This window comes from Pontibacter sp. LHS2 (genome assembly GCF_058932845.1).
In genome coordinates, this window is the sequence record NZ_JBZYWG010000006.1 from 12,163 (window position 1) to 37,421 (window position 25,259).

Annotated in this window: 26 protein-coding genes; 13 read left to right on the forward strand and 13 right to left on the reverse strand. The window is 45.8% G+C overall.

The window, feature by feature from the left end:
• Positions 1 to 115 precede the first annotated feature (115 nt).
• The 4 genes from AC5FX6_RS20975 (at position 116) to AC5FX6_RS20990 (ending at position 2,586) form a co-directional block, all read left to right on the forward strand.
• Entirely contained in the window at positions 116 to 1,330 is a 1,215-nt protein-coding gene (locus tag AC5FX6_RS20975) for an IscS subfamily cysteine desulfurase (protein ID WP_493598923.1), read from the forward strand.
• Positions 1,331 to 1,410: 80 nt separating this feature from the next.
• Positions 1,411 to 1,824 carry a Fe-S cluster assembly scaffold IscU gene (gene iscU, locus AC5FX6_RS20980; RefSeq protein WP_196116176.1) on the forward strand — a complete coding sequence of 138 codons (414 nt, stop codon included), beginning with the start codon at positions 1,411 to 1,413 and terminating at the stop codon, positions 1,822 to 1,824.
• 15 nt (positions 1,825 to 1,839) lie between these two features.
• Entirely contained in the window at positions 1,840 to 2,247 is a 408-nt protein-coding gene (locus AC5FX6_RS20985; protein WP_493598924.1) for a hypothetical protein, read from the forward strand.
• A gap of 12 nt (positions 2,248 to 2,259) precedes the next feature.
• Positions 2,260 to 2,586: a HesB/IscA family protein gene (locus AC5FX6_RS20990; RefSeq protein ID WP_007656691.1), complete on the forward strand. Its 327-nt coding sequence runs from the start codon at positions 2,260 to 2,262 to the stop codon at positions 2,584 to 2,586.
• A gap of 104 nt (positions 2,587 to 2,690) precedes the next feature.
• On the opposite strand, the gene AC5FX6_RS20995 is transcribed toward AC5FX6_RS20990, so the two are convergent.
• A complete protein-coding gene (locus AC5FX6_RS20995; protein ID WP_493598925.1) occupies positions 2,691 to 3,983 on the reverse strand; it encodes a T9SS type A sorting domain-containing protein in 1,293 nt (430 codons plus the stop codon).
• Positions 3,984 to 4,272: 289 nt separating this feature from the next.
• On the opposite strand from AC5FX6_RS20995, the gene AC5FX6_RS21000 reads away from it, so the two are divergent.
• Genes AC5FX6_RS21000 through AC5FX6_RS21010 form a run of 3 tightly spaced genes read left to right on the forward strand, consistent with a single transcriptional unit; the run spans position 4,273 to position 7,384 of the window.
• Complete coding sequence (locus AC5FX6_RS21000) at positions 4,273 to 5,004, forward strand: glycosyltransferase (RefSeq protein ID WP_493598926.1); 732 nt, start codon at positions 4,273 to 4,275, stop codon at positions 5,002 to 5,004.
• Positions 5,005 to 5,055: 51 nt separating this feature from the next.
• Complete coding sequence (locus AC5FX6_RS21005) at positions 5,056 to 6,078, forward strand: STELLO glycosyltransferase family protein (protein ID WP_493598927.1); 1,023 nt, start codon at positions 5,056 to 5,058, stop codon at positions 6,076 to 6,078.
• A gap of 1 nt (position 6,079) precedes the next feature.
• Positions 6,080 to 7,384: a hypothetical protein gene (locus tag AC5FX6_RS21010; RefSeq protein WP_493598928.1), complete on the forward strand. Its 1,305-nt coding sequence runs from the start codon at positions 6,080 to 6,082 to the stop codon at positions 7,382 to 7,384.
• 28 nt (positions 7,385 to 7,412) lie between these two features.
• Here the strand turns inward: AC5FX6_RS21010 and nuoK are convergent, their stop codons facing one another.
• The 8 genes from nuoK to murI form a co-directional block, all read right to left on the reverse strand.
• A complete protein-coding gene (gene nuoK / locus AC5FX6_RS21015) occupies positions 7,413 to 7,727 on the reverse strand; it encodes an NADH-quinone oxidoreductase subunit NuoK (protein WP_493598929.1) in 315 nt (104 codons plus the stop codon).
• Positions 7,727 to 8,239: an NADH-quinone oxidoreductase subunit J family protein gene (locus tag AC5FX6_RS21020; protein WP_493598930.1), complete on the reverse strand. Its 513-nt coding sequence runs from the start codon at positions 8,237 to 8,239 to the stop codon at positions 7,727 to 7,729. Before AC5FX6_RS21020 ends, nuoK begins: the two co-directional genes overlap by 1 nt.
• A 45-nt stretch (positions 8,240 to 8,284) precedes the next feature.
• On the reverse strand, positions 8,285 to 8,845 hold the full coding sequence (locus AC5FX6_RS21025) for a 4Fe-4S binding protein (protein ID WP_493598931.1): 561 nt from the start codon (positions 8,843 to 8,845) through the stop codon (positions 8,285 to 8,287).
• 202 nt (positions 8,846 to 9,047) lie between these two features.
• The gene (locus AC5FX6_RS21030) at positions 9,048 to 10,151 is read right to left on the reverse strand and encodes a complex I subunit 1/NuoH family protein (protein ID WP_493598978.1); all 1,104 of its coding nucleotides are present in this window, start codon (positions 10,149 to 10,151) and stop codon (positions 9,048 to 9,050) included.
• A gap of 86 nt (positions 10,152 to 10,237) precedes the next feature.
• Entirely contained in the window at positions 10,238 to 10,996 is a 759-nt protein-coding gene (map, locus tag AC5FX6_RS21035) for a type I methionyl aminopeptidase (RefSeq protein ID WP_493598932.1), read from the reverse strand.
• A 28-nt stretch (positions 10,997 to 11,024) separates the two neighbouring features.
• Complete coding sequence (locus AC5FX6_RS21040; RefSeq protein ID WP_493598933.1) at positions 11,025 to 12,212, reverse strand: glutathionylspermidine synthase family protein; 1,188 nt, start codon at positions 12,210 to 12,212, stop codon at positions 11,025 to 11,027.
• Between the two features lie 170 nt (positions 12,213 to 12,382).
• On the reverse strand, positions 12,383 to 12,934 hold the full coding sequence (locus AC5FX6_RS21045) for a Cj0371 family chemotaxis-regulating polar lipoprotein (protein ID WP_493598934.1): 552 nt from the start codon (positions 12,932 to 12,934) through the stop codon (positions 12,383 to 12,385).
• A 226-nt stretch (positions 12,935 to 13,160) separates the two neighbouring features.
• Positions 13,161 to 13,976, reverse strand: coding sequence for a glutamate racemase (murI, locus tag AC5FX6_RS21050; RefSeq protein ID WP_493598935.1), 816 nt, complete (start codon positions 13,974 to 13,976; stop codon positions 13,161 to 13,163).
• A gap of 309 nt (positions 13,977 to 14,285) precedes the next feature.
• Between murI and AC5FX6_RS21055 the strand changes: the two genes are divergently transcribed.
• The 3 genes from AC5FX6_RS21055 (at position 14,286) to AC5FX6_RS21065 (ending at position 17,259) form a co-directional block, all read left to right on the forward strand.
• Positions 14,286 to 14,813: an RDD family protein gene (locus tag AC5FX6_RS21055; protein ID WP_493598936.1), complete on the forward strand. Its 528-nt coding sequence runs from the start codon at positions 14,286 to 14,288 to the stop codon at positions 14,811 to 14,813.
• An 87-nt stretch (positions 14,814 to 14,900) separates the two neighbouring features.
• The gene (locus tag AC5FX6_RS21060; protein ID WP_493598937.1) at positions 14,901 to 15,290 is read left to right on the forward strand and encodes an SPW repeat domain-containing protein; all 390 of its coding nucleotides are present in this window, start codon (positions 14,901 to 14,903) and stop codon (positions 15,288 to 15,290) included.
• Positions 15,291 to 15,387: 97 nt separating this feature from the next.
• A complete protein-coding gene (locus AC5FX6_RS21065) occupies positions 15,388 to 17,259 on the forward strand; it encodes an ABC-F family ATP-binding cassette domain-containing protein (protein WP_493598938.1) in 1,872 nt (623 codons plus the stop codon).
• A gap of 56 nt (positions 17,260 to 17,315) precedes the next feature.
• On the opposite strand, the gene AC5FX6_RS21070 is transcribed toward AC5FX6_RS21065, so the two are convergent.
• Positions 17,316 to 18,404, reverse strand: a complete 1,089-nt coding sequence (locus tag AC5FX6_RS21070; RefSeq protein ID WP_493598939.1) for a hypothetical protein — start codon at positions 18,402 to 18,404, stop codon at positions 17,316 to 17,318.
• 48 nt (positions 18,405 to 18,452) lie between these two features.
• Positions 18,453 to 19,505 (reverse strand): sulfatase-like hydrolase/transferase, encoded by a 1,053-nt coding sequence (locus AC5FX6_RS21075; RefSeq protein WP_493598940.1) that lies wholly within the window; start codon positions 19,503 to 19,505, stop codon positions 18,453 to 18,455.
• A gap of 242 nt (positions 19,506 to 19,747) precedes the next feature.
• Between AC5FX6_RS21075 and AC5FX6_RS21080 the strand changes: the two genes are divergently transcribed.
• Together AC5FX6_RS21080 and AC5FX6_RS21085 are read left to right on the forward strand one after the other, a co-directional pair.
• Entirely contained in the window at positions 19,748 to 19,921 is a 174-nt protein-coding gene (locus AC5FX6_RS21080) for a hypothetical protein (protein WP_493598941.1), read from the forward strand.
• Positions 19,922 to 20,024: 103 nt separating this feature from the next.
• The gene (locus AC5FX6_RS21085; protein ID WP_493598942.1) at positions 20,025 to 20,783 is read left to right on the forward strand and encodes a phenylalanine 4-monooxygenase; all 759 of its coding nucleotides are present in this window, start codon (positions 20,025 to 20,027) and stop codon (positions 20,781 to 20,783) included.
• Positions 20,784 to 20,854: 71 nt separating this feature from the next.
• Here the strand turns inward: AC5FX6_RS21085 and AC5FX6_RS21090 are convergent, their stop codons facing one another.
• Together AC5FX6_RS21090 and AC5FX6_RS21095 are read right to left on the reverse strand one after the other, a co-directional pair.
• Positions 20,855 to 21,526: a hypothetical protein gene (locus tag AC5FX6_RS21090; RefSeq protein WP_493598943.1), complete on the reverse strand. Its 672-nt coding sequence runs from the start codon at positions 21,524 to 21,526 to the stop codon at positions 20,855 to 20,857.
• 121 nt (positions 21,527 to 21,647) lie between these two features.
• Positions 21,648 to 22,805: a CaiB/BaiF CoA transferase family protein gene (locus tag AC5FX6_RS21095; protein WP_493598944.1), complete on the reverse strand. Its 1,158-nt coding sequence runs from the start codon at positions 22,803 to 22,805 to the stop codon at positions 21,648 to 21,650.
• Positions 22,806 to 23,514: 709 nt separating this feature from the next.
• Between AC5FX6_RS21095 and AC5FX6_RS21100 the strand changes: the two genes are divergently transcribed.
• A complete protein-coding gene (locus AC5FX6_RS21100; protein ID WP_493598979.1) occupies positions 23,515 to 24,945 on the forward strand; it encodes a DEAD/DEAH box helicase in 1,431 nt (476 codons plus the stop codon).
• The last annotated feature ends 314 nt before the right edge of the window (positions 24,946 to 25,259 follow it).

Below are 25,259 nucleotides of genomic sequence, written 5' to 3' on the forward strand. Positions count from 1 at the left end.
TCAATTTGTAATTAGTCTAAGTAACCTTTTTTTGTTAATTTTGCAGGGAATTCAAAACTAATAATTTCTCACAACTGTTAATCAGACAGGACAAAAAGAGATAAAAAATAGTGATATGCTAACATTTCCGATATACTTAGACAACAACGCCACTACGCCCATGGATCCACGTGTGCTGGAGGCCATGATGCCATACTTCACAGGTAAGTTTGGTAACGCCGCTTCCCGTAACCACGCGTTCGGATGGCATGCAGAGGAGGCTGTTGACTATGCACGTGAGCAAATCGCCTCACTTATTAACTGTTCTCCAAAAGAGATCATCTTCACTTCAGGCGCTACTGAGTCAGACAACCTGGCTATAAAAGGTGTGTTTGAGATGTACGCCTCTAAAGGTAACCACATCATTACGGCTACCACAGAGCACAAAGCGGTACTGGATACTTGTAAGCACATTGAGAAAATCGGTGGCAAAGTAACCTACCTGCCTGTGAACGCAGAAGGTCTGATCGACCTGAAGCAACTGGAGGAATCCATCACAGACAAGACCATTCTGATCTCGATCATGTATGGCAACAACGAAGTGGGTGTAATTCAGCCGATCCGCGAGATCTCTGCTATTGCTAAAAAGCATGGTGTGCTGTTCTTCACAGACGCAACGCAGGCAGTAGGTAAGATTCCGGTGGATGTAGAAGCTGACGGCATTGACCTGATGGCTTTCTCTGGCCACAAGATGTACGGTCCAAAAGGTGTTGGCGCGCTGTACGTACGCCGCAAGAACCCGCGTGTGAAAGTAACTGCCCAAATGGACGGTGGCGGTCACGAGCGTGGCATGCGTTCTGGTACGCTTAACGTAACAGGTATAGTTGGCCTGGGCAAAGCCTGCGAACTAGCCAAGCAAGAAATGGAAGCTGATACGGCCCGCCTTTCAGCTATGCGTGACCGGTTGGAGAAAGAGCTTCTGACAATTGAGGAGTCTTATGTTAACGGTTCGCGTGAGCACCGTCTGCCACACGTTTCTAACATTTCCTTTAAGTATGTAGAGGGCGAAGGCCTGATGATGGGCGTGAAAGATATCGCCGTTTCTTCGGGATCTGCCTGTACATCAGCCTCTTTAGAACCTTCTTACGTACTAAAAGCGTTAGGATTAAGTGACGACCTTGCACACTCTTCATTGCGTTTTGGTTTGAGCCGCTTCACTACTGACGAAGAAGTAGACTACGCCATCGACCACGTGAAAGAGGCTGTTGCCAAACTACGTGAGATGTCCCCACTTTGGGAAATGTTTAAAGAGGGCATCGACCTGAACTCTATTGAGTGGGCAGAACACTAAGATCTAAATTATAATTAGGAATGAATATTGCTTAAATATTCATTCCCGTTAATCAGTAACAAAAGTAAACATAAATAGCCATGGCTTATTCAGATAAAGTAATCGATCATTATAACAACCCACGCAACGTAGGTACGCTTGACAAAGCGAAAAACAGCGTAGGTACTGGCCTAGTAGGTGCGCCTGAGTGCGGTGACGTAATGCGCCTCCAGATTGAAGTAGACGAAAACCAGATCATCACTGACGCGAAGTTCAAGACTTTCGGTTGTGGTTCTGCTATCGCTTCTTCTTCGCTAGCAACTGAGTGGCTGAAAGGCAAGTCTGTTGACGAGGCTCTGGCCATCGACAACATGGACATCGTAGAAGAACTGGCATTACCTCCGGTGAAGATTCACTGCTCTGTATTGGCTGAGGATGCCATCAAGTCTGCTATCAACGACTACAGAGTAAAGAATGGCCTTCCAGCTTTGGAAATGCCTAAGTCACACCACTAAGACCTGGACTCACGAATGGAGTCAACGACCGAGGTGCACGTAGAAAGTGCACGCATTCAAAAGCAGATTGAAAACCACTTAGGCTTAAGCGGTGACAGTCTGCTTTTTGAATTCAGACAAATGGACAGCAAAGTCCGTCTGGATCTGATTACGGTAAACCCGCGTCATCATCAGTCCTTCCTGTTCCACACGGAAATAGGGTATGACAAAGTGGATGCACTCCGTAAAATGCTAGGCTATGTGCAAAGCTATAAGGAGAAAGAGAGCCCTTATACAGTACAGTGGATGGCACGTGGAGACAAGGAACTGAACACCTCCTATTTCCGTGCTCGCAACATGTACGAGGCTCTTGACAAGCTATACTTTGGACGCGACATGAACACGATTACTGTTTTCAGTGTGGTGCTGAATCCGGTATCTTAAAAAAGAATTGTTATGATAACAGTATCAGATAAAGCAAAAGAGAAAGTATTGAAGTTGAAGCAAGACGCTCAGCTCGACGATACCTTTCGCCTGCGCGCATCTGTAGCCGGAGGCGGTTGTTCCGGGCTCTCCTACAACCTTGACTTCGATGACGAAGTGAAGCCGATGGATCAGGAGTTTGAGGATAAGGGTATAAAGGTTGTGGTTGACATGAAGAGCTTCCTATACCTGGCCGGCACCGAACTCGACTTCTCGGATGGCCTGAACGGCAAGGGATTTTATTTCAACAACCCGAATGCTTCCCGTACCTGCGGTTGCGGCGACAGTTTCTCTGTTTAACTAAACAGTATTTTATAAAATTAGAAGGGCCTGCTACTAGTAGCTGGCCCTTCTAATTTTATGCTCGCATCATTCCGTATACCTGTACCTTGTCAGGTATAGCTTTATTTCTTCAGAAATCTTAATGCCTGCCGCTCTCCCATATCATTAGAAAGTACTAATGTATAATTTCCATGACCCAAGCGACTGACATCCAGCGAGTGGGTATAGCCTTTCAGACTTCGGTGCATTACGATGCGCCCCATCTTGTCGTAGACAGCTACGTTGTAAGTTAAGTGAGCAAGCGGCAATTCAACTCTTAGCTCCTGTTGTGCGAGCGTAGGGTATACAGAGGCAGCCTTAGCTTGTTGATTAGATACTGCAATTATATTTGTGTAGGTATAGGTCAGGTCTTCATCTACTTGCTTGAGTCGGTAATAGGATGTGCCAATCAATGGCTCTCGGTCATGAAAAGTATAGTTTGTGGTCAGACTCGTAGTGCCCTGCGCATTTACAATACCTAATGTTTTAAAATTTCTCGCATCAGCGCTACGCTCTATTTCGAAATGGCGGCTATCTTGTTCAGAAGCTGTTGTCCAGTTTAAATCAACTGTTTTTCCTTTTGTCTGCGCCGTGAATTTGGTCAGTTCAACTGGCAGCGGGATGTAGTCTGGCTGTAAATTCCATGTCACTTTCACATCGTCAATTGCCAAGCCATGGTCTTGATGCAGCTCATCCGGGTCGTACCAGCGTAACATCACATAGTATCCATCTGGTATCACTTCGGGCAAGGTATAAGAAAATTCTTTTCGGTTTTCAGCTGCATTACCGTCCACATGACCTGCTGTTCGTTTAATTACAGGACTATTAAACTGAAGGGAAGGCACTGTGGTCCAGCCTGGTGTGCTCAGCTTAACTGTGACATCAAAACTAGAGGGGTACTCGGCAATGGCATAGGCAAAGAGCAATCGTTGAACATCTGTATTGGCACTTCCGGAACGCCATTGCTCTGCAACATAACTTAAGTCCAGTGCGGTAATCGTTCGGCCAGAAGTATTTTGCAAAAGAAGATTGTATGTTATTTCAACGCCTGATGCGGTCAAAGCACCAAGTGCTCGGTCGGTTGCATTCGTGTGACCGTAACTGTAAAGACCACCTGTGTTGTTGGACCCGTTGTTTACCAAAATGACGTTGCTTGAAGTAGATCGGTGAACGGCCCAACCATCCGGGATAAATGCATTAACTCCCAATTCCGCCTGTGTTCCAGTGCGCGGCAACGTATTAAAATCTTGTGCGTAGGTCGTTACAAAACTACCCATCTCTATTGTTTGTGCTTGAGCAGGCATAGCAAAGCCAGCTGCAGTGCACAGCACTCCCAGCACTGCAAACTTTGCAGTACGGGTACAAAACCTTTTCATGTTATTGGCTAAAAGTAAAGTTGTAAATACCTATAGTAAAACTATTCCGTCAGAAAATATTTACACTAACTCTTAGCATTTTGTGAAAGTTCAATAATGCTTTAAAAAGAATATGCGTTGATTAACTTCCGCTTATTCTTATACCATTCATACAAACGACAATTTAGACAACCTACAATGGTGACATTTAGTGCTACACTTGCAGTAAATCTGAATCAATAAGAATTATTATCTTAAATTCGCCCATTAACCTGACAAGTACTATAACTCACGCCTTCCATTAAATTTAATGAAGTACAATTTTGCCATCATCATTCCAATGGCTAATGAAGAGCAAGACTTTTATCCTTTTGTAAATGTCTTGAAGGAAGTATTAAATAAGCAAGAATGCGGTAAGGCTTACTTCATCGTGGACAAAGCGTCAAAGGATAGGACTTTACAATTATGCCAGCATTTGTCCTCAACCGACACTAGATTTATAACTGTATGGGCGCCCAATTCCAAGAATGTTGTTGATGCCTATATAAGCGGCTATAAGGCCGCAGCCGAAGCAGCACATGATTATATAATAGAAATGGATGCTGGACTGTCTCATGACCCTCACATAATTCCTAAATTTCTATCAGCATTAGTTAATGGTTATGATTGTGTTTTCGGAAGTAGGTTTATAAATGGAGGTGCTATTATAGATTCAACTTGGCAGAGAACATTTTTATCAAAAGGTGGCACCATGCTTTCTAATCTTTTGCTAGGCACAAAAATGCATGACATGACTTCTGGGTTTCAAGGATTCAGTCTTGAAATAGTGAAAAAGTTTTTAGCTTACAACTTATTATCACAAGCTCATTTTTACCAAACAGAGCTTCGTTACCTGTTGCGTAAAACCCAGTTTATTGAAGTGCCAATTCAATACAAAACCCCATCACCCAGAGTTTCTAAGAAAGCTATTTTAAACTCTATTTATGTACTGTTCTATTACACATTCAAAAGGATAGTACTTAAAGCTCCAGCTATTAAATAAGACATTATATGTTCAATTCGTCAAATTAGGTTTTCCTCTTACTTCATTTAAATGGATAATACTTTCATTGTGATTACTTCTATTGCTGACGAACATCACCCTGTTTTAAAAAAAATAGCAGCGAGAGCCATAAATCATCAAGTGCCATTGATTATAATCGGCGACAAATCCAGCCCTAAAGAATTCATATTAGAAGGTTGTGATTTCTATTCACTAGATGCTCAAGCCAGGCTTCCTTTCAGCTTGTCTGATAAATTGCCTATTGGTCATTACTCCAGGAAGAATCTTGGTTATTTATTAGCTATTGAAAGGGGGGCAGAAATTATAATTGAAACAGATGACGACAACATACCCCTCGCGTCTTTCTGGGATGATAGGTCAATTGAGGCTGAAGCTCACCTTTTAGAAAATACAGGCTGGACGAATGTTTATCGCTATTTCACTAATATAAATATTTGGCCAAGAGGATTTGCATTAGAACATTTACATGCGCCTCTGCCAGAAATTGGCAAAATCACTTCAGTAAAAAGCCCTATACAACAAGGCTTAGCAGATGAAAATCCTGACGTGGACGCGATTTATAGACTCACAATGCCTTTGCCTGTTTATTTTGAAATGTCTCAAAATATAGCACTTGGTATAAACACTTTTTGCCCCTTCAATAGCCAAAACACAACTTGGTTTAAAGAAGCATTTCCTTTGTTATATCTACCCTCTTATTGCAGTTTCAGAATGACAGATATCTGGCGGTCTTTTGTGGCGCAACGGATTGCGTGGACCTGTGGGTGGACCATCTTATTTCATAACTGCACTGTTCGCCAAGAACGAAATATTCATAACTTAATGAATGATTTCAAAGATGAAATTAGCGGTTATATCACTAACGATAAGATTTTCAATTGCTTGAAAAATTTAACATTAAAAGATGGAGTGAGCCAAATTCCTGAAAATATGCTTATCTGCTATACTAAACTTGTTGAGCTCGGCATTATGGATTCAGCTGAAATAAGTTTGCTTAGAGCATGGCTTAAAGACATTGAAGCCTTACTAAATCCAGGCTTATCAAAGCAATAAAATGAAAAGGGTTCGGTTAGTTAATCTATTTTATTTCTTATTTATACTTGCTCTAGCATTTAAACTATTTGAAAGTTTAAGGAACGGCTATGAAAAAGAAAGCTGGCACATCACAGAATTCCTAATCAATTACCAAGGTGGATATGTAAGAAGAGGCTTATTAGGTGAAATTTTACACTTAATAACTCAAAATATAACAATCAGCCCCTATTACACTATCATTTCTCTAAGCTTAACTGCTTACCTATTTTTATTGTATTATTTCACAAGGTCCTTCATCAGAAATGGATACCCGATATTTACACTGCCTTTTGTTTTCTTCCTTGGAAATCCAATCATTAATGACTTTTGGGTAAGAAAAGATATAATAGAGCTACTATTATTTATTCTGACATTACATCTGATAACTAAAAGAGGGAAACAAGCTATAGTCTTAGTAAACTTAGTATTAATAATAGGAATTCTGATTCACGAATCTATTGCATTTTTTGGCTTACCATTGTTGGCTTTATTTCTATATCATAAGAATTTAAGACTAAATACTGATCATTCATCTTTTTCTTATCATAGTTGCATCACTACACTTCTACAATTATTACCAGCTATCACAGTTTTCTTTAGTGTAATTTATTTCAAAGGTTCACCTGCTATTGCATCCAACATATGGGAATCATGGAAAGATGTAAGATTCCCTATAGAACAAGGAGGGCATATACAGCCGCCAGCAGCTGTTGATGGAATTTCATGGACATTGACAGAAGGCCTTAGCTATTTTGGAAAAACTCTAAAGAATTTCGATTTTGATATATATGCTCCTTTTGCTTGGATGCTTATTGTAAGTGCTGTTTACTTTATTATTATTAATATTAATTACCTGAATTTTAAAATACTATCATATAAACCTAGTTCAAGTGTAGATAGGACAAACTTAGCTAGTGTACTGATAATACAATTAATCGCTGTTATCCCACTTTTTATACTTGGCTGGGATTATGGACGATGGGTATTCCTATGGACTTCTTCCACGTTTGCTATATTATTGTTTATACCAAAACAAACATTATCAGAAATTTTGCCTAGTATGATTCTAACCACAACTATATATGTTAATAAACAATTAGACGATTACTTAAGTCATTCTAAGGCATTTCTTATTTTGCTGTGTTTAGTTATTGGTGTGCCTTCCCATGGCTGGAGTATGTGGAATTTTGTCGATACAGTTGCTCCTATACTTATACTCCAATTTATTTCGGAGGTATTTTACAATGGAGTCGTCTTGTTAAAGTGTTTATACACACTTTGCTAGTTAAAGTGCATGTAACTGTTTGAAATTGTTACCCCTCTTTACTAACAATCTGATTAAGATTGGCGGTCTTGAAATGCTGGTACACCCTGAGCACAATCGCTAAAGCAACGGCCGCTTCGGCGGCGGCAACCAGGATAACGAATAGGGAGAACATCTGTCCTTGCATCATCTGTGGATCGTGACGGCTTAAGGCGACGAGATTCAGGTTGGCGGCGTTAAAGATTAACTCTATACCCATTAATACGACTACTGCGTGGCGTTTGGTAATGACAGCCAGGACGCCTATTGTGAAAAGGGCAGCGCTTAGGAGCAATATATGTTCGAGCGGTATTTGGGTCAGCATTATATTTTTTGTTTGTCTGTGGCGATGTAGGCTGCTCCCATCAGGGCAATAAGCAATAGTAGTGAGGCTATTTCGAAGGGTAATACAAAATCGGTCATTAATTTTATACCTATATGCTGCACCGTGCTTTTCTGGCCAGCCAGAACATCGGTATCCGCCTGCTGTAACCAGGGCAGGGAACTGAAGCCAGCTTGCCAAATGGTATAACTCAACCCGATTAGGGTAAGAAGTGAGATAGTCATCCCCCAACCCACATTCACATTTTCTGACATTACAGACTTGTCGTGCACCCGGCTACTCAGCATGATGCCAAACAGAATCAGCACCAGTACACCTCCCACGTAAACCATCAATTGGGTAACAGCTACAAAATCGGCGAAGAGCAGTACATATATAGCAGCCACACTCAGCAAAGTGAGCAACAGTGAAAAGCCGGCATACAGCAGGTTGCGTGTCAGCACCATGTAGGTTCCAGAAAGTATAGCTACCGAAGCGAAAATGTAGAACAACATCTTTATCAGGATCAATTAACGGTCATCATTCTCTTTAAATCAACTCTACTGCTTGCGGGCGGCTAAGGCTGCTGCTTTGGCTGCGGCCATTTCTTCCTGTTGTTTAGCTAGCAAATGCTTTTTCTCTTCAGCTTCTTCAGGTGTGAGATCTGTGAAGTGATAGATCATATTCTTGATGTCAACTTCCGCAAAATCATACACCGGCGTCATGGTCAGGCAGTCGGTTGGGCAGACAGTCGTGCACAGACCGCAGTAGCAGCACTTGGCCATGTCAATATCAAACACAGGTGCATACAGACGCTTTTTAGTACCGTCAGACGTCATCCCAATTTCCTCGGTTGCCTTCACCGACTCGATCGTGATGCAGTTTACCGGGCATATTTTGGCGCAAAGGTCGCACACAATGCAGTCGTCAATTTCGTTGTGAAGTCGGTAGCGGCCATTATCAGGAACAGGTATAGCTTCGTAAGGATAGGTGAGCGTCACGAGGCCTTCTGGCTGATTAAAATAGTTTTTGTCCATTACTGGCACCGGCGCACGCCGCTTGTCCGCATTACGGAAATGCTGCCAGGTCAGCCGTAAGCCACTCAAGAGTGACTTTACCACCTCCCAAAACCCAGTTTTATATCTAACGGACGATTTTTCCATCTCTGTGATAATATAGGCATAAGCAGAAATCACTTATCCCTTTAAAGAGAGCAATTAACAACTTAATACTCTCTATGATATTCTAACTTATTAGGTATTTGACTTATACCTTGAAACAACTATTTATCTCTAAAAACCCTAACCTCTCCGACTCTTAAACTCAAATCATTAACAACCGCCAGATGCCAGCCAGCAACACCAGTCCAAGTGCGATCGGCGTCAACACTTTCCAGCATAGGTGCATGAGTTGGTCTACTCGGAGGCGAGGGTAGGTCCAGCGGATTTGCAATTGCAGGAAAAGCAACACGAAGGTCTTACTCAATAGCCAGAAACCTCCCCACAATATGCCTGATATCTCCCCTACCGTACCAGTTGTCCAATTGGCAAACTTCAGCGCCGTTAGGTTAGGTAAAGGTGTGTTCCAACTCCCGAGAAAGAGAATGACCGCTACCAAGCTTACCAGTACCATCATGCTATATTCTGCCAGAAACAACACCGCAAACCGGAAACCCGAGTACTCCACATGAAAGCCTGCTACAAGTTCTGATTCCGCCTCCGGTATATCAAAAGGCGCCCTGTTACTCTCAGCTAGGGAGGCAATAAAGTAGATCACAAAAGCTACTAACAGAAGCGGAGCTCTGAAGATGTTCCAGGTTGTGATGCCGCCAATATTTGTCGTGTTTATACCGAGTGCCTCAATACCGAACAGCCAGTTGGTCTCAAACTCAAGTCCGGGGAAACGGTTTAGCAGTATACCTTGCTGATAACTGATCTCCTGAAAATCGAGCGACTGGCAGATCATTACAACAGAAAGAATGGCTAGTCCGGCCGGTATTTCATAAGACACGATCTGAGCAACGGAACGCATGGCACCCAACATGGCGTACTTGTTATTAGAACCCCATCCTGCCATCAGCAAACCTACTACATCCAGTGAGATAATAGCAAGCAGGTAGAACACGCCTATACCGATGCCAGCAGGTATGAGGTTAGGCGTAAAAGGTATAACAGCAAAGCCAGCGAACACAGCGGCAAAGATCAATATAGGCGCCAGTTTGAAAAGCTTCTTATCTGCAGCGGCAGGCACAATATCTTCTTTCTGCAACAGTTTCACGACATCCAGAACCGACTGTAGCGATCCGTAAGGTCCGGCTTCTGTAGGTCCCAGTCGATCTTGCATAAAAGCAGCCACCTTGCGCTCCGCATACGCCAACACAATGACGATACCCAGCAATAGCATAAGTGTCAGCAGAAAGGCAAGCATAAGCGTTTCGTGTGGATGAAGGGGCAAAGGTAGTTTTTAATGTGCTAATGTGCTAGTGAGACAGACTTGCTTCCCAGTAAAACCACTTATATACCGTTAGCGGCTGTCAGGATGATCGGCTCTCCGTCTGTTATCAAAATGGTATGCTCGTGCTGTGCAACATAAGCTCCGGCATCAGCCAGCAATGTCCAACCATCACCTTTCTCATGCACATAGCTTCCTTTAGTCGAGATAAAAGTTTCGACTGCCACTACCGTATTTTTGCGGAACCTGCGGGTCTCGTGCTTGTCATAGAAACAGGGAATCTCGTGTGGTTCTTCGTGCAGGCTACGCCCTACACCATGACCAACCAGGTTCTTAATCACTTTAAAGCCGTTTTTCTTTGCTTCTGTCTCTATTATACGACCAATTTCGGCTATTTTCTTTCCTCCTTTAATTTCCCTCAATGCCTTGTGCAGCGCCGAAACAGATGCATCGACCAACTTGCCCAGGCCATGGATGTCATCTCCCAAAATAAAAGAACCACCGTTATCTGCGTAATAGCCGTCTAGTTCAGCAGACACATCAATGTTCACTAAGTCACCTTCTTTCAAAACGGTTTTCTCTGACGGTATGCCATGGGCAGCCTCGTTGTTGATGCTGATACAGGTATAGCCGGGAAAATCATAGGTGATCTTCGGTGCCGACTGAGCACCGTAAGACTGCAGTATTTTATAACCAAAGTCGTCCAGTTCCTTTGTCGTCATACCTGCTTTTGCATGCTCGCGCATTTGCTTAAGGGTCAGGGCGACCGCCACACTTACCTTTGTTATACCTTGCAGGTCCTTTTCTGAATCTATTGACATAGCTATACCTTTTCAGTTTTATCTAACTTTACCCTTCAATAAGATGCGGCACAAACTGTGAAAGGTTTGTGATAATACCCTTTTCGCGACGGAAACCAATGGCTGCTCCTTCCCCAGACCAAAATACACCGGCTTGGTATTGATACCCATTGTTGTCCTCAGGAAGTTCACACCAGCGCTGGTATACCTGCTGCTGTTTGTCATACTCGCCACGCACTTTAGTTACACGGCCGCGGTCTACCACTTCCACACTCTGCCCTTCACGGCCGAAATATGGCTTCTTGATGTACTTGCCCGTCAGGGGTTCTATGTCTGCCTCCAGCAATAGTGGGTGGTATGGAAAAGCTTTCCAAAGCCAGGCCAGCATGCCTTTACTCTGAAACAGCAAGGTATAGGCGGGGTTGGCAATCGTAACGGTGCGGGAGCGGGCTAGCAAGGTCAGAGCCTGTAGTAATTCGGGCTCTTCCCAGGCGATTTGCTCCCACGGCAGCAGCTTGAACAGGAACGGAAAGTGCCGCCATTGCTCCGATTCTACTTGTGCCCATACGCCTTTTTCTTCGCCCTCTGTTGTAAAATTCACGTCCTCTATCGGACAAAGATGAGCATCAAAACCCGCTTCTGTCGCAGCCTGTGCTATTACAGAGCAATTGGCTTCGTCTTCAGCGCTGGCTCCAATATAGGTGACCAACAAGGCAGGTGCTAAATCTTCGTTGCGTTCACGCCATACCTTAAGTTGCTCTACTAAGGCTTCGTATAAGCCTGAGTACTGCAGCGCGTCGTTTTTCCCGGCGGCAGCCAAGCTTGCCCATTGCACAACAGCAGTTTCAGGTATGGAAGTGGCAGTATCGGCATTAAACTCCAGCATCTTTGGTCCGTCCGGGGTCATGGCCAGGTCAAAGCGGCCATACAGGTGCACCTGGCGATCGTCATTCCAGGAAAGGCGCACCAGCTGCCACAGGTTCTCCGGTATACCCAGCACTTGCAGGAAACCGTCCGGAAGGTCGCTCGGTATGGCCTGTACCATCATGTCGTAAAGCGAACTGGCCGCGTCAAGCAGTTCCTCAGCTTCGTCTTCCGTAATCACTACCGCCTCGCCGGGCACGTAATTGGCGCAGCCATCTTCCACGCACCACTCCCAGCCCAGACCGCGTACGGCTTTCTCTACATCACCCTTGTGAGGTTTTACCTGTATATTCGTTTTAGAATTTTCTAACATGGGATGCTCTGCTATAATAGGGTGAAAACGCGAAAAAAGGTATCGGCACAAGCAGAGTGGCTTATACTAATACCTTCAAACTAAGGTAAAGGCTTTCGGTTTGTGTTGCGCTATACCTGTTAGATGTATGACTTCTCTGCGAGGCAGCAATTGCTCTCCTTAAAGGCAGATTAAGCTCCTGCACCACCGCTACGCCCACGGAAGTAGCCACTACGACCAGAACGCGGAGCAGTGGATTGCTGCCGGTAAGTCTGCACGTTTTGACGCCATGCGGCTGTGTTGTTCATCACACCCGGGTTGGCATAGTAAGCAGGCCTTGGTGACATCATGCGACCGGCCATAAAGCCCATACCGCTCCACCACAGCACACTGCCAAGTCCAAAGCCGCCTTGATTATATTGTTGCTCATTTCGGGCAATGTCACGCATTTGATTTTCCAGCGCCAAACCCTGCAGTGTATCCACGCGACCGTCATTGTACTTTAGGATTGCCATACTCTGGCCTGGTGCGGTGGTACGCTCGTCAGTGATCTTCCACTGGTCGGGTGCCTCTTCAGTCAGTTCAGTCACAATGCCGTCTGGGGCTGGCACTTCTGTCCCGGCATTCCATTCATCGTTTGTCTGCGTGCTTGAATCACAACCAGTCAGCCCAAGGGTAGCTGCTGCTGCCACAATAAAGGCATTGCGCTTAAAATCCCCAATGGTCAAATATCGCTTTTTCATAAAATTTTCTCCGTTGCTGTATAAAGGTACTCTTTTTACGGGATTTTTGGAAGCACGGGATTGGTGAGCAAACTGTTAAGCAGTTAAATTTTGTTCGTGCTTGATTGAACAGGTCGCTAACTGTCACTACGGTTAGTTGATTTATACCTGCACGGTACGACGTTGTATTGTAACGTCGCTGCCATCTAACTCCTAAACTCTCTAACTTCCCAACTCCTAACTTTCCTTACTCCCATAGTGGATAATGCTCCAGGTGTACTTCACGCTTAAAGAAAATACGGGTGCTTTCTTCGAACGATCTGGTAAAGTCAGAGACATAGAACGCATGGTCTCCTTGCAGTTCCTGAGAAGCCAGTCCATTCATCTCCAGAAAGTTTCTGACATGCTTCGCTACAATCTGACTGGCATCGAGCACGTCCACCTTTCCCTGGTAATAATTTTCGATCTGTTTTTTGATGAGCGGGTAATGCGTACAACCTAGTATGAGCGCCTCTATACCTTGCAGGTCCGGGTCTGAAAGGTAAGCATGAATCACGCTCTCTGATATGGAATCATTGAAAAAGCCCTCTTCTATCATGGCGGCTAGTAAAGGCGTTGCGTGTGATTTCAGAGTAATATCCAGATCCAGTTCATCTACCTTTTTGCGGTACACGTTGGAGTTGACAGTTTGCTTCGTTCCTATCAGTCCGATCGTTTTGCCAGCATAGGTTTTGCCTATGTGCTCTACCACGGGGTCTATTACATTCAGCACGCGGGCTTTACTGCCCACATATTCCTTTACGAGTTCGTAAGCGGCAGCTGAGGCAGAGTTACAGGCGATCAGAATCACTTTACAATGCTGTCGCAGCAACAGGTCACAAATCTTCACGGCGTATGCCTGTATGGCCGCCGTAGACTTATCTCCATATGGCAAATGAGCCGTATCGCCAAAGTATACTAACTTTTCGTTTGGCAGCTCGGCCACGATGGCTTGCGCTACGGTCAGCCCGCCTATCCCACTATCAAAAACCCCAATGGGGCGCATGTTATTTGTATCTCCCATGAGGCACGAAGTTATAGCTAAAACCCACAAAATACGACGTTCACCATTATTTTATGGACATTCACCCATTTTGAAATTATGATTGAATTTTTCTAACTTATTATTGAGTTATGAAACTGAATCGACTATCTGAATAGAATTTTAAATATTATTTTTACAATATATTTTGTTGATTAATTTTTAATAATTATATTTAGATACCTTATACCCAAGGGATTACTACATACTACCTTGGGAGTCTCCAGACACCCCGTTGGCTTTATCAATAGCGCAGATAAAGCAGATTATCCACCACTTAGCCTAGCCCTTATGTCTACAGCTATAACTAACTCTGCTTTCATCATCACACCTGCTTCGCCAGTAGTAAAACGCGCCCCTCTATACGGTAGTTTTATCAGCCGTTTTGTGGCGTTTCTTATCGACATGACCATACTGGTATTCTGGTATTCGATCATTCTTTATTCCATGGCTGAGAATTCCTTGCAATTCAACACCTGGAAGCAGATGATGTTTGACGGAGGCATTAGCATGATGGAGTTTGAGGCGGTGATGCAGCTGTTCTTCTACAGCCTGTATTTTCCTGTGCTGCACTGGCTATACTATACCTTACTAGAGGCATCGCCTAAGCAAGCTACAGTCGGTAAATTCACCTTAGGGCTTAAAGTGACCGATCTGCGTGGAAAGCGCATTTCCTTCCTGCAAGCGAACGTACGCTACTTTTCACGGATCCTTTCTGCTTTGCCGCTGCTGCTTGGTTTCCTGCTTATTCAATTCACGCGCCGCAAGCAGGCGCTGCACGACTATGTGGCTCGCACAGTGGTCATGACCGATCAGTAAATTGCACTATTTTCCTGCTATATACTCAACACCCCTCGTGTTGCAACGTATATTATATCTTGTATAACAACAAGAAAGGAGGAAATTATGCGTTTTATCCCGACCCGTTTTCACGGAATATTGGATTATGTATATGGTATTTTACTTATTGCATCGCCTTGGCTATTTGACTTCGCCGCTGGTGGCGCTGAAACATGGGTACCTGTGGTGATTGGTGCGATGGTGCTCCTGCAGACCGTCTTAACAGACTTTGAAATGGGGCTGGTAAAGAAAATTCCGATGCAGACACACCTTATGCTCGATTTTGGTATCGGTGTCATCCTGGCACTTTCGCCTTGGCTCTTTGGGTTTGCTGACCGTGTATTTACACCACACCTGATTTTTGGTGTATTTTCGATTCTAGCTTCACTAACGACGCACCGCACACCAAGCAGAGCTTACAAAACAGATATGGCACACGAGGAAACAATGCGTTAAGCGACACAGTCCATCTAAAACCTGACAGGCTGGCTCTATAAAGTCAGCCTGTTTTATTTTGCCTACTGTATAGCGCAGAAATGTCTAAATTTGCATTATGAATTACCTATCTGCAGATAATATATCAAAAAGCTTTGGCGAACGCTGGCTTTTCAAAAACCTGAATTTCGGCATTAGTCAAGGGCAGCGCGTGGCGTTGGTCGGTGTAAACGGCTCCGGCAAAACCACCTTGTTGAACGTACTGGCGGGCAAATTACCTCCTGACGAGGGAAGTGTGAGCGTGCGCAAAGAAGTAAGCATCGGTTTCCTAGGCCAGAATCCAGAGTTTGACGAAGAACTCACAGTACAGCAGACCATATTTGGCGGACAGGGTGAAGTGCTCGATGTTATACGGGACTATGAGGTGGCTATCTCCCACCCTGACACCAGCGCTGATAGAATGCAGCACCTCATGGAGCGCATGGACGAACTGCAGGCTTGGGATTTTGAGATCAAGGTAAAGCAGATCCTTTCCAAACTAGGTATACACAACCTCGAGCAACAGATAAAGCACCTCTCAGGTGGACAACGCAAGCGTGTAGCCATGGCCCGTGTGCTGATCGAAGAGCCAAGCATGCTGATCCTTGACGAGCCAACCAACCACCTGGACCTGGATACCATCGAGTGGCTGGAAGGTTTGCTATCGACCCAGAACACTACCCTACTGATGGTAACGCACGACCGCTATTTCCTGGACAAAGTAGCGAACGAAATAGCCGAGCTCGACAACGGCGAACTCTTCACTTACAAAGGCAACTACAGCTACTTTGTCGAAAAAAAGGCATCACGCGAAGAAATGGCGGCCGCAGAAACTGAGAAGGCCCGCAACCTGATGCGCAAAGAGCTGGACTGGATCCGACGTCAGCCAAAGGCCCGTGGCACGAAAGCCAAGTACCGGGTAGATGCCTTTGAGGAACTGAAAGAGAAGGCCGCCAAAAAAACAGCAGCTCCTCAGCTGGAGCTCTCCGTAAAAACCACACGCCAGGGCGGCAAGATCATCGAAGTAGATCACATCTCGAAGTCTTTTGGCGACAAGAAAATAGTAGACGACTTCTCCTATGTGTTCAAGAAGAAAGACCGCATAGGTATCGTAGGCCCGAACGGCGCTGGCAAGTCTACTTTCCTGAATATGCTCACAGGCAAACTGCAGCCTGACAGCGGCACCATCGACGCTGGTCAGACCACTGTGTTTGGTTACTATACCCAGGACGAGCTTACTTTCCGGGAAGACCAACGGGTGATTGACATTGCAAAAGATATTGCCGAGGTGGTAGAGATGGCCAACGGCGAGGTGATCACGGCCAGCCAATTTCTGCAGCACTTTCAGTTTGCGCCTTCCCAGCAGTATACCTTCGTAAGCAAGCTGAGCGGTGGCGAGAAGCGGCGCCTGCAATTGCTGCGCGTGCTGATCAAGAACCCGAACTTCCTGATCCTCGATGAGCCTACCAACGACCTCGACATCATCACACTCAATATACTCGAGGACTTTCTGCTAAACTTCGGTGGCTGTTTGCTGATGGTATCGCACGACCGTTACTTTATGGACCGCTTGGTAGAGCACCTGTTTGTGTTTGAGGGCGAGGGCCAAATCCGAAACTTCCCGGGCAACTACACCGATTACCGTGACTGGTTGAAAGAGCAGGAAAAAGTGGTGCCGGAGACTAAGCAAGTAGCTCCTGTTGAAGAAAAGAAAACAGAAGTACCTGAAGGCAAGCGCAAACCTTCTTATCAGGAGAAAAAAGAATTTGAAGAACTGGAGAAGGAAATGCCACGACTAGAGGCGCTGAAGTCTCAACTGATAGAGAAAATGAACGCTGGCACCACCACCGATCATGAGCAGCTTAACAGCTGGGCTAAAGAATTGGAGCAGCTAAACGAGCAACTGGAAGAAAAGGAACTGCGCTGGCTTGAACTATCCGAAATTATGTAAATGATAGCACTGCTATACTTTGGAATCGCCGAAGCAACCTGTTTGTTTCGGCGATTTCATTTCAGGCCTTTCACAGTCACATAAGCTTTTTCGTTACGTTCCCCCACCTTCAAAATCTCCCGCTCAAACTTTCGGGAATTATTAAGAATACTGTAAAAGCCATCCAGGTAATTGAGTGACTGCTTCAGGCCTGACTTGCTTAATGGCTCACATTGCCTGTATACCGCATAGATCGGTGTGCGGTAAGCGTTAAAGGTGTTCACTACTTCACGATGCACGCTTTCCGGGAAACTATAAGCTCTGTAGAGGCGCTGCTTAACGGACTTTATACCCAGCTCCGGAGGAGGCGATGCATAAGGCGCGCCCACTATACCTGAGTAGTCAAAGTCAAAAGGGACAGGTATAGGTACTGCGGTTGAATCAGTTGCCAGTAGGTCGATGTTATGCCGATAGGGCACAGACCAGTCTGTGTTACCGATCATGTACTGAAAGAGTGCCAGCCGGGCCATGGCCTTCGGATCAACGTGGTCCATGCTTATGCGCCTTTTGCCAGGTATAAGTTTCATGTCCGAGCGTTTGGCCATTTTCTTATCATCTTCTATCAGAAAGGCGTAACGCACCTCTTCTTTGCGCCTCCCGGTACTATCAGAATAGGTTACCTGACACAGGCGCACCCTAAAACTTTCCTCTGCCAGGATGTTGTATACCTTGTACACGAGGTACTCCCGTAACACATATTCATCACCGACGCAGTGCGTCACCAGCTTGAGTTTGTTCTCCCCTTCGAAGATGGTGCCTTTGGGCATTTGCTTTCGGATCAGGTTGAGCATCAGCGGCGGAAAGCGGCAAACGGAGACATCCCGGCGGCGGTTACCCCGTACCATCACCCGCAGCGGCAAAGAGACCTCCCCACCTGCAGCATTTTTATAATAGAGCGTAGCCGCATGATACTTTCTCTCATCACCACGGTCCTTTAGCAGCTTCTGAAAGTCGGCAACGAGCTTGAATTGAAGAACTGTCTCATCCTCGAAGAGCGATTTTTCCTGTGCCCGCGTTGGCTGCCACCCCAGCAAAAGAAAAACCAACAGGTATACAAAGCGATCGGCCATGCGGCGATTATTCCAATGTATAATAGTTGGTAACATACTTTTAAACTTAACTGCCTGTGCTGCGACAGGTCTAACAAATTGAAGTTAGAGCCCCATTTGCCTCAGTGTTTTCCTGGAGAACAGGTCTTTCATCACATTCCCTTTTAACGTAGTGGTATCCATTTTCACCTCCAACCGAATGGAGTCTTTCCGGACAGCTGTCAGGGTCGTATCCATGGCAAGGTTTACGACCACGGTATCCACACGCGGCACCACGACAATTGAGTCCATCTCAAAATCGAGCATCCGGGACACCGTAGTGGAAATATCAACCAAGGTATACTTGGTTTCAACGATAGCATCTCTTCTAAAATCTGGTCCTAAGGCCAGCAGGCTTATATGCTGGCAGCCCTCACAATCATCGCCATGGTCTATCCAACCGTTCTTTACCGAATCCAGGTGACGGCCATGGTCTGTGGTGACCAGCAGTGTTGTTTTGCCCTTGTAGTGCGCATCTTTTTCCAGAAAATCCCAGAGCTGCTTCACATAGCGGTCGGACCGGGCGATACCTCTCAGGTAGTAATCCCAGTTTCCGGCGTGGGCATACCCATCCGGTTCCATAAAATTGATCAGCAGCAGGTTGGGCTTATGGGTGGACAGTACATCCAGCACCTCGACCAGTGTGAGAGAATCAGCCCGGTAGCCACTGCCAGGGCCGCTCACGCCACAGTTAAGCGAAGGCGTAAACTGGTCTTTCCAATCAGGCCGAAGTGTATTGCCCAGAATGTCCAGCTTGTCTTTACTTGATATGATCCAGGCGGCGGTGGCCGGTCTGCCTTTCTGCTTGAGCCACTGCTGAAACAAAGAGGGGTTAGCCGGAAGCTCTTCTCCATAGTTATCAATCGGCTGGTTTACCCCAGTCGTGATAGCCGCATGACCTGAGTTAGTATAGGTATAGCCCTCGTTCCTGAAATTGCTACAGAAGGTGCCTTTACGGAACAGGTCGGTAGACATATTGGGAATAATACCTGGCACTGCTCCCCAGGTCTCCGAATACCGAATGCCATCAATCACTACTATGATGACATTTTCAGTCTGTATTCTCTCTGTCTCCTCTCCAGTCGATGAAGTGGCACAGGATACTGCAACAACTACCACAACCCAAATCAGTAGATGACATAGCCAATTATTGCCTCTTATGTGAAATAGAGCTCGCCTGTAGGATTCGGATGCTCCCATACCAAATGCAATTAATAGAAAATAAACTCCTATAATCAGGTATACGAGTTCTATATAAGATCAGGTAAAAACGGCATCTCCAGCCATAGCCCCTGAAAAACCCTGCAGAAAAGTTTGCGTTTAAGCACAAGAATGTACTTATTGCGAACACTAAAAGATAAATGCATACACCAGCAGCCATAGCGACCCTTTCATTGCCTTTGCCACTCGGCACTGTGCTGCTGCATGCCGTTTCCGCTGATTGCTATCGTGCCGCCTATTATTGCTACGGTTATTATTACCGCTGCTCTACTGCGCTCTCTCAGGCAATCAGGCGACTCACTTACCGCACCTAACCAGGAAAAAGCCCAACCGGCAACCCTGACTGATAAAACTGAAGCAGAGCGAAAGCTCTGCTTTTTTCATTTTATACCTATTCAAAATCTAAAATCGAGCCATATGACAGCCATGAACCTTACACAGAACTACAGCAGCTACACACCAGAAAACCACCAGGTATGGGCCATCCTGTTTGACCGCCAACTGCAGAACCTTCCAGGCAAAGCCATACCTGAGTTTATGGAAGGACTTGAAAAAGTCGGTTTTAGCCGTGACCGTATACCTGACTTCAACGAGATCAACCAAAAGCTCAAGCCGCTGACCGGTTTTGAAGTGGTCGCAGCGCCCGGCATCGTCGACGACGCCCTGTTCTTTCAACTGATCGCCAGCAAGCGTTTCCCGGCTACTGTCTGGGTGCGTCGCATGGATCAACTTGACTACCTGGAGGAGCCCGACATGTTTCATGATGTATTTGGACATGTGCCCCTGCTCACTATACCGGTATACTGCGATTTTTTGGCCAAGCTCTCCGAGTTAGCCCTCACCCATATCGACCGACCTGATATCATAGACCGCCTGACGCGCATCTACTGGTACACGATTGAATTCGGCTTGTTCCGAAAGCCAGGCCAGAAGGCGCAAATCTACGGGGCCGGCATCCTCTCCTCTGTTGGCGAGAGCAACCTGTCTGTTTCAGATGAAAGCGTGAAATTTGAATTTGACATTGAGCACATCTTGAACACAGCGTACATCAAAGAGACATTCCAGAGCCAGTACTTCTGCATCGAAAGTTTTGAGCAATTGCTTGAGAGCCTGCCGGCAGTAGAGGAAGCCCTACAGAAACTACGTGCACAGGATGTGATGGAAACATCCCTCTAAAAACTAAAAATCCCGTCTGCGGCAGGCAAGCTATACCTACTGCAGACGGGATTTTCAGTTTTTTATTGCGCTTAGTGCGTTAGTTCGTGGTTGATCATAAAGCCCAGTTTGCGTGGTTTGGACAACTGAGAATTTTCAAGCTTCTGCTTGTAAGTGATGCGCTCTATATCTGACACATCCTGCCCCATCAGGTCGTTGTTCACAGCTGCCACCATGGCGCTCTCTACAATCAGGCGCAGCATATCGTCTGTGATGACGTTCCGGGAAATTCGATCATATGCCAGGTCCATCTGTTTCACCCCTTCAATCACAAAATGGTTTTCGATGTTGATAAGCATTCGGCCTACCAGGTAACCCGGGTCATCAAGCCGATTATACTTGATCGTGTCGGCCATAAAGTTATAAGCCATGATATGCCCAAAGAAACGGCGACGGAAGTCTTCATCGATGTAATCATTGCGCATGATCTCGTAATCGTCCGGGAAGGTAACGATATTAGAATGCATCACGAACACGAGTAAGTCACCCGAAAACTTGATCTGAAACTCCAGGTCGCTTATTGACTTGTATTCAATCACCACATCGGCATTGTGCGTAGTGATCCGGTTAGTCAGCTCCTCCACAATTTCCTGGGAGAGCTCTTTCATGCGTGTGAAAGTCTGGTACGTATTGCGGTAAATCGCCTGCTTGGTGGCCGACTTCTGCTGAAGGCCTTGTATTATATCGTCGAGTCTATCTTTCATACTTATATCCGTTTCGGGTGCTGTAATTTTTACTCTAATCTTTCAGAAATAGTTATTTGGCTACTTTTTATAAAATTCAACCATCTTTTGCATGAATCGGCTAATAACCGAAAAACTGGTATCAGACATTTTTGTTAGAGTCAGTCGCCATACCTAGCACCTGCTCCTGATGCTGCGCAAAAGCCGGTGGTGGGGTCACCTCGTTCATTGTCATACCCTCTCCCATAAAAGCGACTTGCTTAATACCGCTTGGGCCATCTGGCTGGGACAGCAACATGCGCCTGGCCTGAGGCTCTTCAAACACCTCAGGTATACTGTTGACGGCGCCCGCTGGCACATGCAGCTTATGCAGCGCTTGGAGCAGCCTGGCTCGCTCCTGTTGCCCTATAAGCTGTTCCAACTCGTGGTTTACAGCTTCCCGATGTTGCACCCTCGCTCCATTAGTGGCAAAGTCCGGATGATCAGCTAAAGAATCTTTTCCTAATGCTTGGCAAAGTCGTCTGAACTGCCGGTTGTCGCCTATGGCGAGCACCAGTTGCAGGCCATCCTGGCAGGTAAACACACGTCCGTAGGGGACAATGTTGGGGTGCTCTGAGCCCATGCGCTGCGGACTGTGGCCCGCTACCAGATAATTGGTCCCTTGATTTGCCAATGCTGAAACAGCAGCGTCGAATAGCGATACCTGCACATACCTGCCTTTGCCTGTCCGCTCACGCAGCAGGAGCGCTGTCAGTATACCTTGCTTGAGCTGATGAGCCGCCAATATGTCCATAAGCGCTACAGGCATCTTGGTCGGAGGGCCGTCTGCTGTGCCATTCATAAACATGAATCCGCTTTCTGCCTGAATTACCGCATCGTAGCCTGCCCGCTGATCCTCCAGACCATAGCCTGTGATATGTCCATAGATTAGCTTTGAATTAAGTTGAGCCAGGGTATGGTAGTCTACCTGCAGCTTTTCTGCATCACCGGGCTTATAGCTGGCAATCACTACGTCAGCTTTGGCGGCAAGACCATGCACGGTTTCCAGCGCATGTGGCTGCGTTATATCAAGCCCTACAGACAGTTTTCCCCAATTCGCTGCCGAAAAGTATCCCGACACATCCTGTTCCCCTTTTTCACCGGCCAGCTTCCAGGTACGGGTTACATCACCGCCAGTCGCAGCGTTTTCCAGCTTTACCACCGTAGCGCCTAGTTCGGCAAAGAACTGCCCTACGCTTGGGCCTGCCAGTACACTGGCTAGTTCCAGTACCAGCATATCTTTAAATACAGCCTCGTTCATACTGCCGGGTATAGAGATTCAGATTTGAAGTTAGAGATTAGCTTCCAGACAAAGCTATCAAAAAGGGCATAAAAAAAGCAGCCCTTCCGAAGAAGAGCTGCCTGTATATTTTTGCTATGTAAATAATTAACTTCCGATCAGAAGGGCTGCTAAATCAAAAAGAAGATAGCGTTGATAAGGTTAACACCCAATAGAAGATAGAAGTTCGGAGATTCTTGTATAGCTTTTTTCATTTTAATTTTAAATAAATCGGTCTTTTATATGTTTTAAGATGATTGTTTATATCACTCTGGGCTTGTTTACGCCTCCCTTATTCAAATGTTTCGGCGTTAATATAAAAAAATCTATGTAATTAAAAATCAATATTGTTTAAGTACTATAAGCTAATTTTATAATCTGTAATTCCAGTGAAATCTAAAACATTCTTTCTATATATCGATTTTCTAATGCTTAGAACTTTTTGAATGTCGTTTCAACTTTTTAAACGTATTGTTCTATTATTCGCTTTTCGATGATGCAATATTAATATAATTTTCAATATAAATAACATCACCTTTTAAATTTTTCTCAGATAAGGTAAAAAAAACGTATCTTTACCACAATAAAAGCGGTTTAAAGGCCGTAAACGCAGAAAAATAATTTTATAGAGATAACTTTGGATTTTCGTTCTTTTAACCTTCACGAAGACGTGATCACCGGAATTGAGTCGATGGGATACAATACCCCAACTCCGGTACAGCAGCAAGCAATTCCGCTCATACTGGAGCAGAAAGACATAATCGCCTGCGCTCAGACAGGTACCGGCAAAACTGCCGCTTACCTGTTACCGCTGATCGATCGCATTTCGCATGCCAACTATGATTTCACCAGCACCCTTATACTGGTTCCTACCCGGGAGCTGGCCAAACAGATAGATGAACAAGTAGAAGGCCTCGGCTATTTTGCCCCGGTAAGTTCTATTGCCATCTATGGCGGCAGCAAAGGCGATGAGTGGGACCAGCAGAAGCGCGCCCTCACGGGTGGTGCCGATATTATCATAGCGACGCCAGGCCGACTTATGTCGCATATGGCCCTGGGCTATGTAAAGCTGGACCAGTTAAAGTACCTCGTGCTGGATGAAGCTGATAAGATGCTGGACATGGGCTTTATGGATGACATCCTGAAGATCGTGCGTGCTTTGCCTGCGCAGCGTCAGACGCTCCTCTTCTCAGCCACCATGCCGAAGAAGATACGCGACCTGTCGCAGCAGATTCTGCAACAACCTGCTGAGATCAACCTGGCCATCTCAAAGCCTGCTGAAGGGATAGATCAGCGCCTATACCTGACATATGACAACCAGAAGCTTCCTTTGCTGGAGCATCTAATCCGGGAGTTGGAAGTTCAAAACATGATCATCTTCACCTCACGCAAGTCGAATGTGAACCAGATCGTGCGCTCACTGCGCAAGATGGGCTTCGAGGCTGAAGGTATCATGTCGGACCTGACCCAGGAGGAGCGTGAGAAGGCGCTACAGGGATTCAAGAACCGCAAGTACAAGATTCTGGTAGCCACCGACATCCTCTCCAGAGGTATAGACATTGACAGCCTGAGCCATGTGGTGAATTTTGACATGCCACAGGATGCTGAAGATTATGTGCACCGTGTGGGCCGTACCGCTCGCGCTGCCTCTACCGGTATGGCCATTACGTTCGTAAACGAGAATGACATGTACCGGGTACGTAAAGTAGAGCAGCTGATAGAGCGTGATCTGCCGAAGCTGCCGCTTCCGGAAGGGTTTGGTGCAGCTCCCGTATTTGACCCAAGCCGCCGTGACATGGGCCGTGGCCGTGGTGGCAAAAGCGGTGGAAGACCAGGAGGTAGCAAACAGGGTGGCGGCCAACGTTCAGGTGAAGGCAGAGATCGCCAGCGTTCCAGAGGGCCAAAGCCAGAAGGGTCAGCCCCACGCAACGAAGGAAATAATCGGCCAATAAAAGCAGCCAACCCTCAACCAAGAGCGGAAGGCGCTCCCAGAACTGAAGGGCAGGAAGGCGAACAGAAGCCAAACCGTAACAAGAATCGCAACCGGAACCGCAACAGAAATAAGCCGGGCAACTCAAACCCACAGAGCAACAACCCGACTGTTCCGCAGGATAATAACTAGCAATACAGTGATATCTAAAAAGAAAGGGCCACTCCTACCGGGGTGGCCCTTTCTTTTTAACAAAAGCTATACCTCATCAGCGAACTACTTCCGCATTCTTATCTCTCTGTACACCTTGTAGGTGTATGCACATATTTTCATCTACAGAAAACGGAGTTTTGTATAATATTTACAGATTAATATATATTATTTGATACCTTTCTCATCGTTACACATTACTCTGCACGGCATTTATTTTTGACTCAGGCCAAAGTGAAGTGAAGAGGCAGGGCTGTTACGGCCTATTGGTGCTCAACGTGTCATCTACACATTCT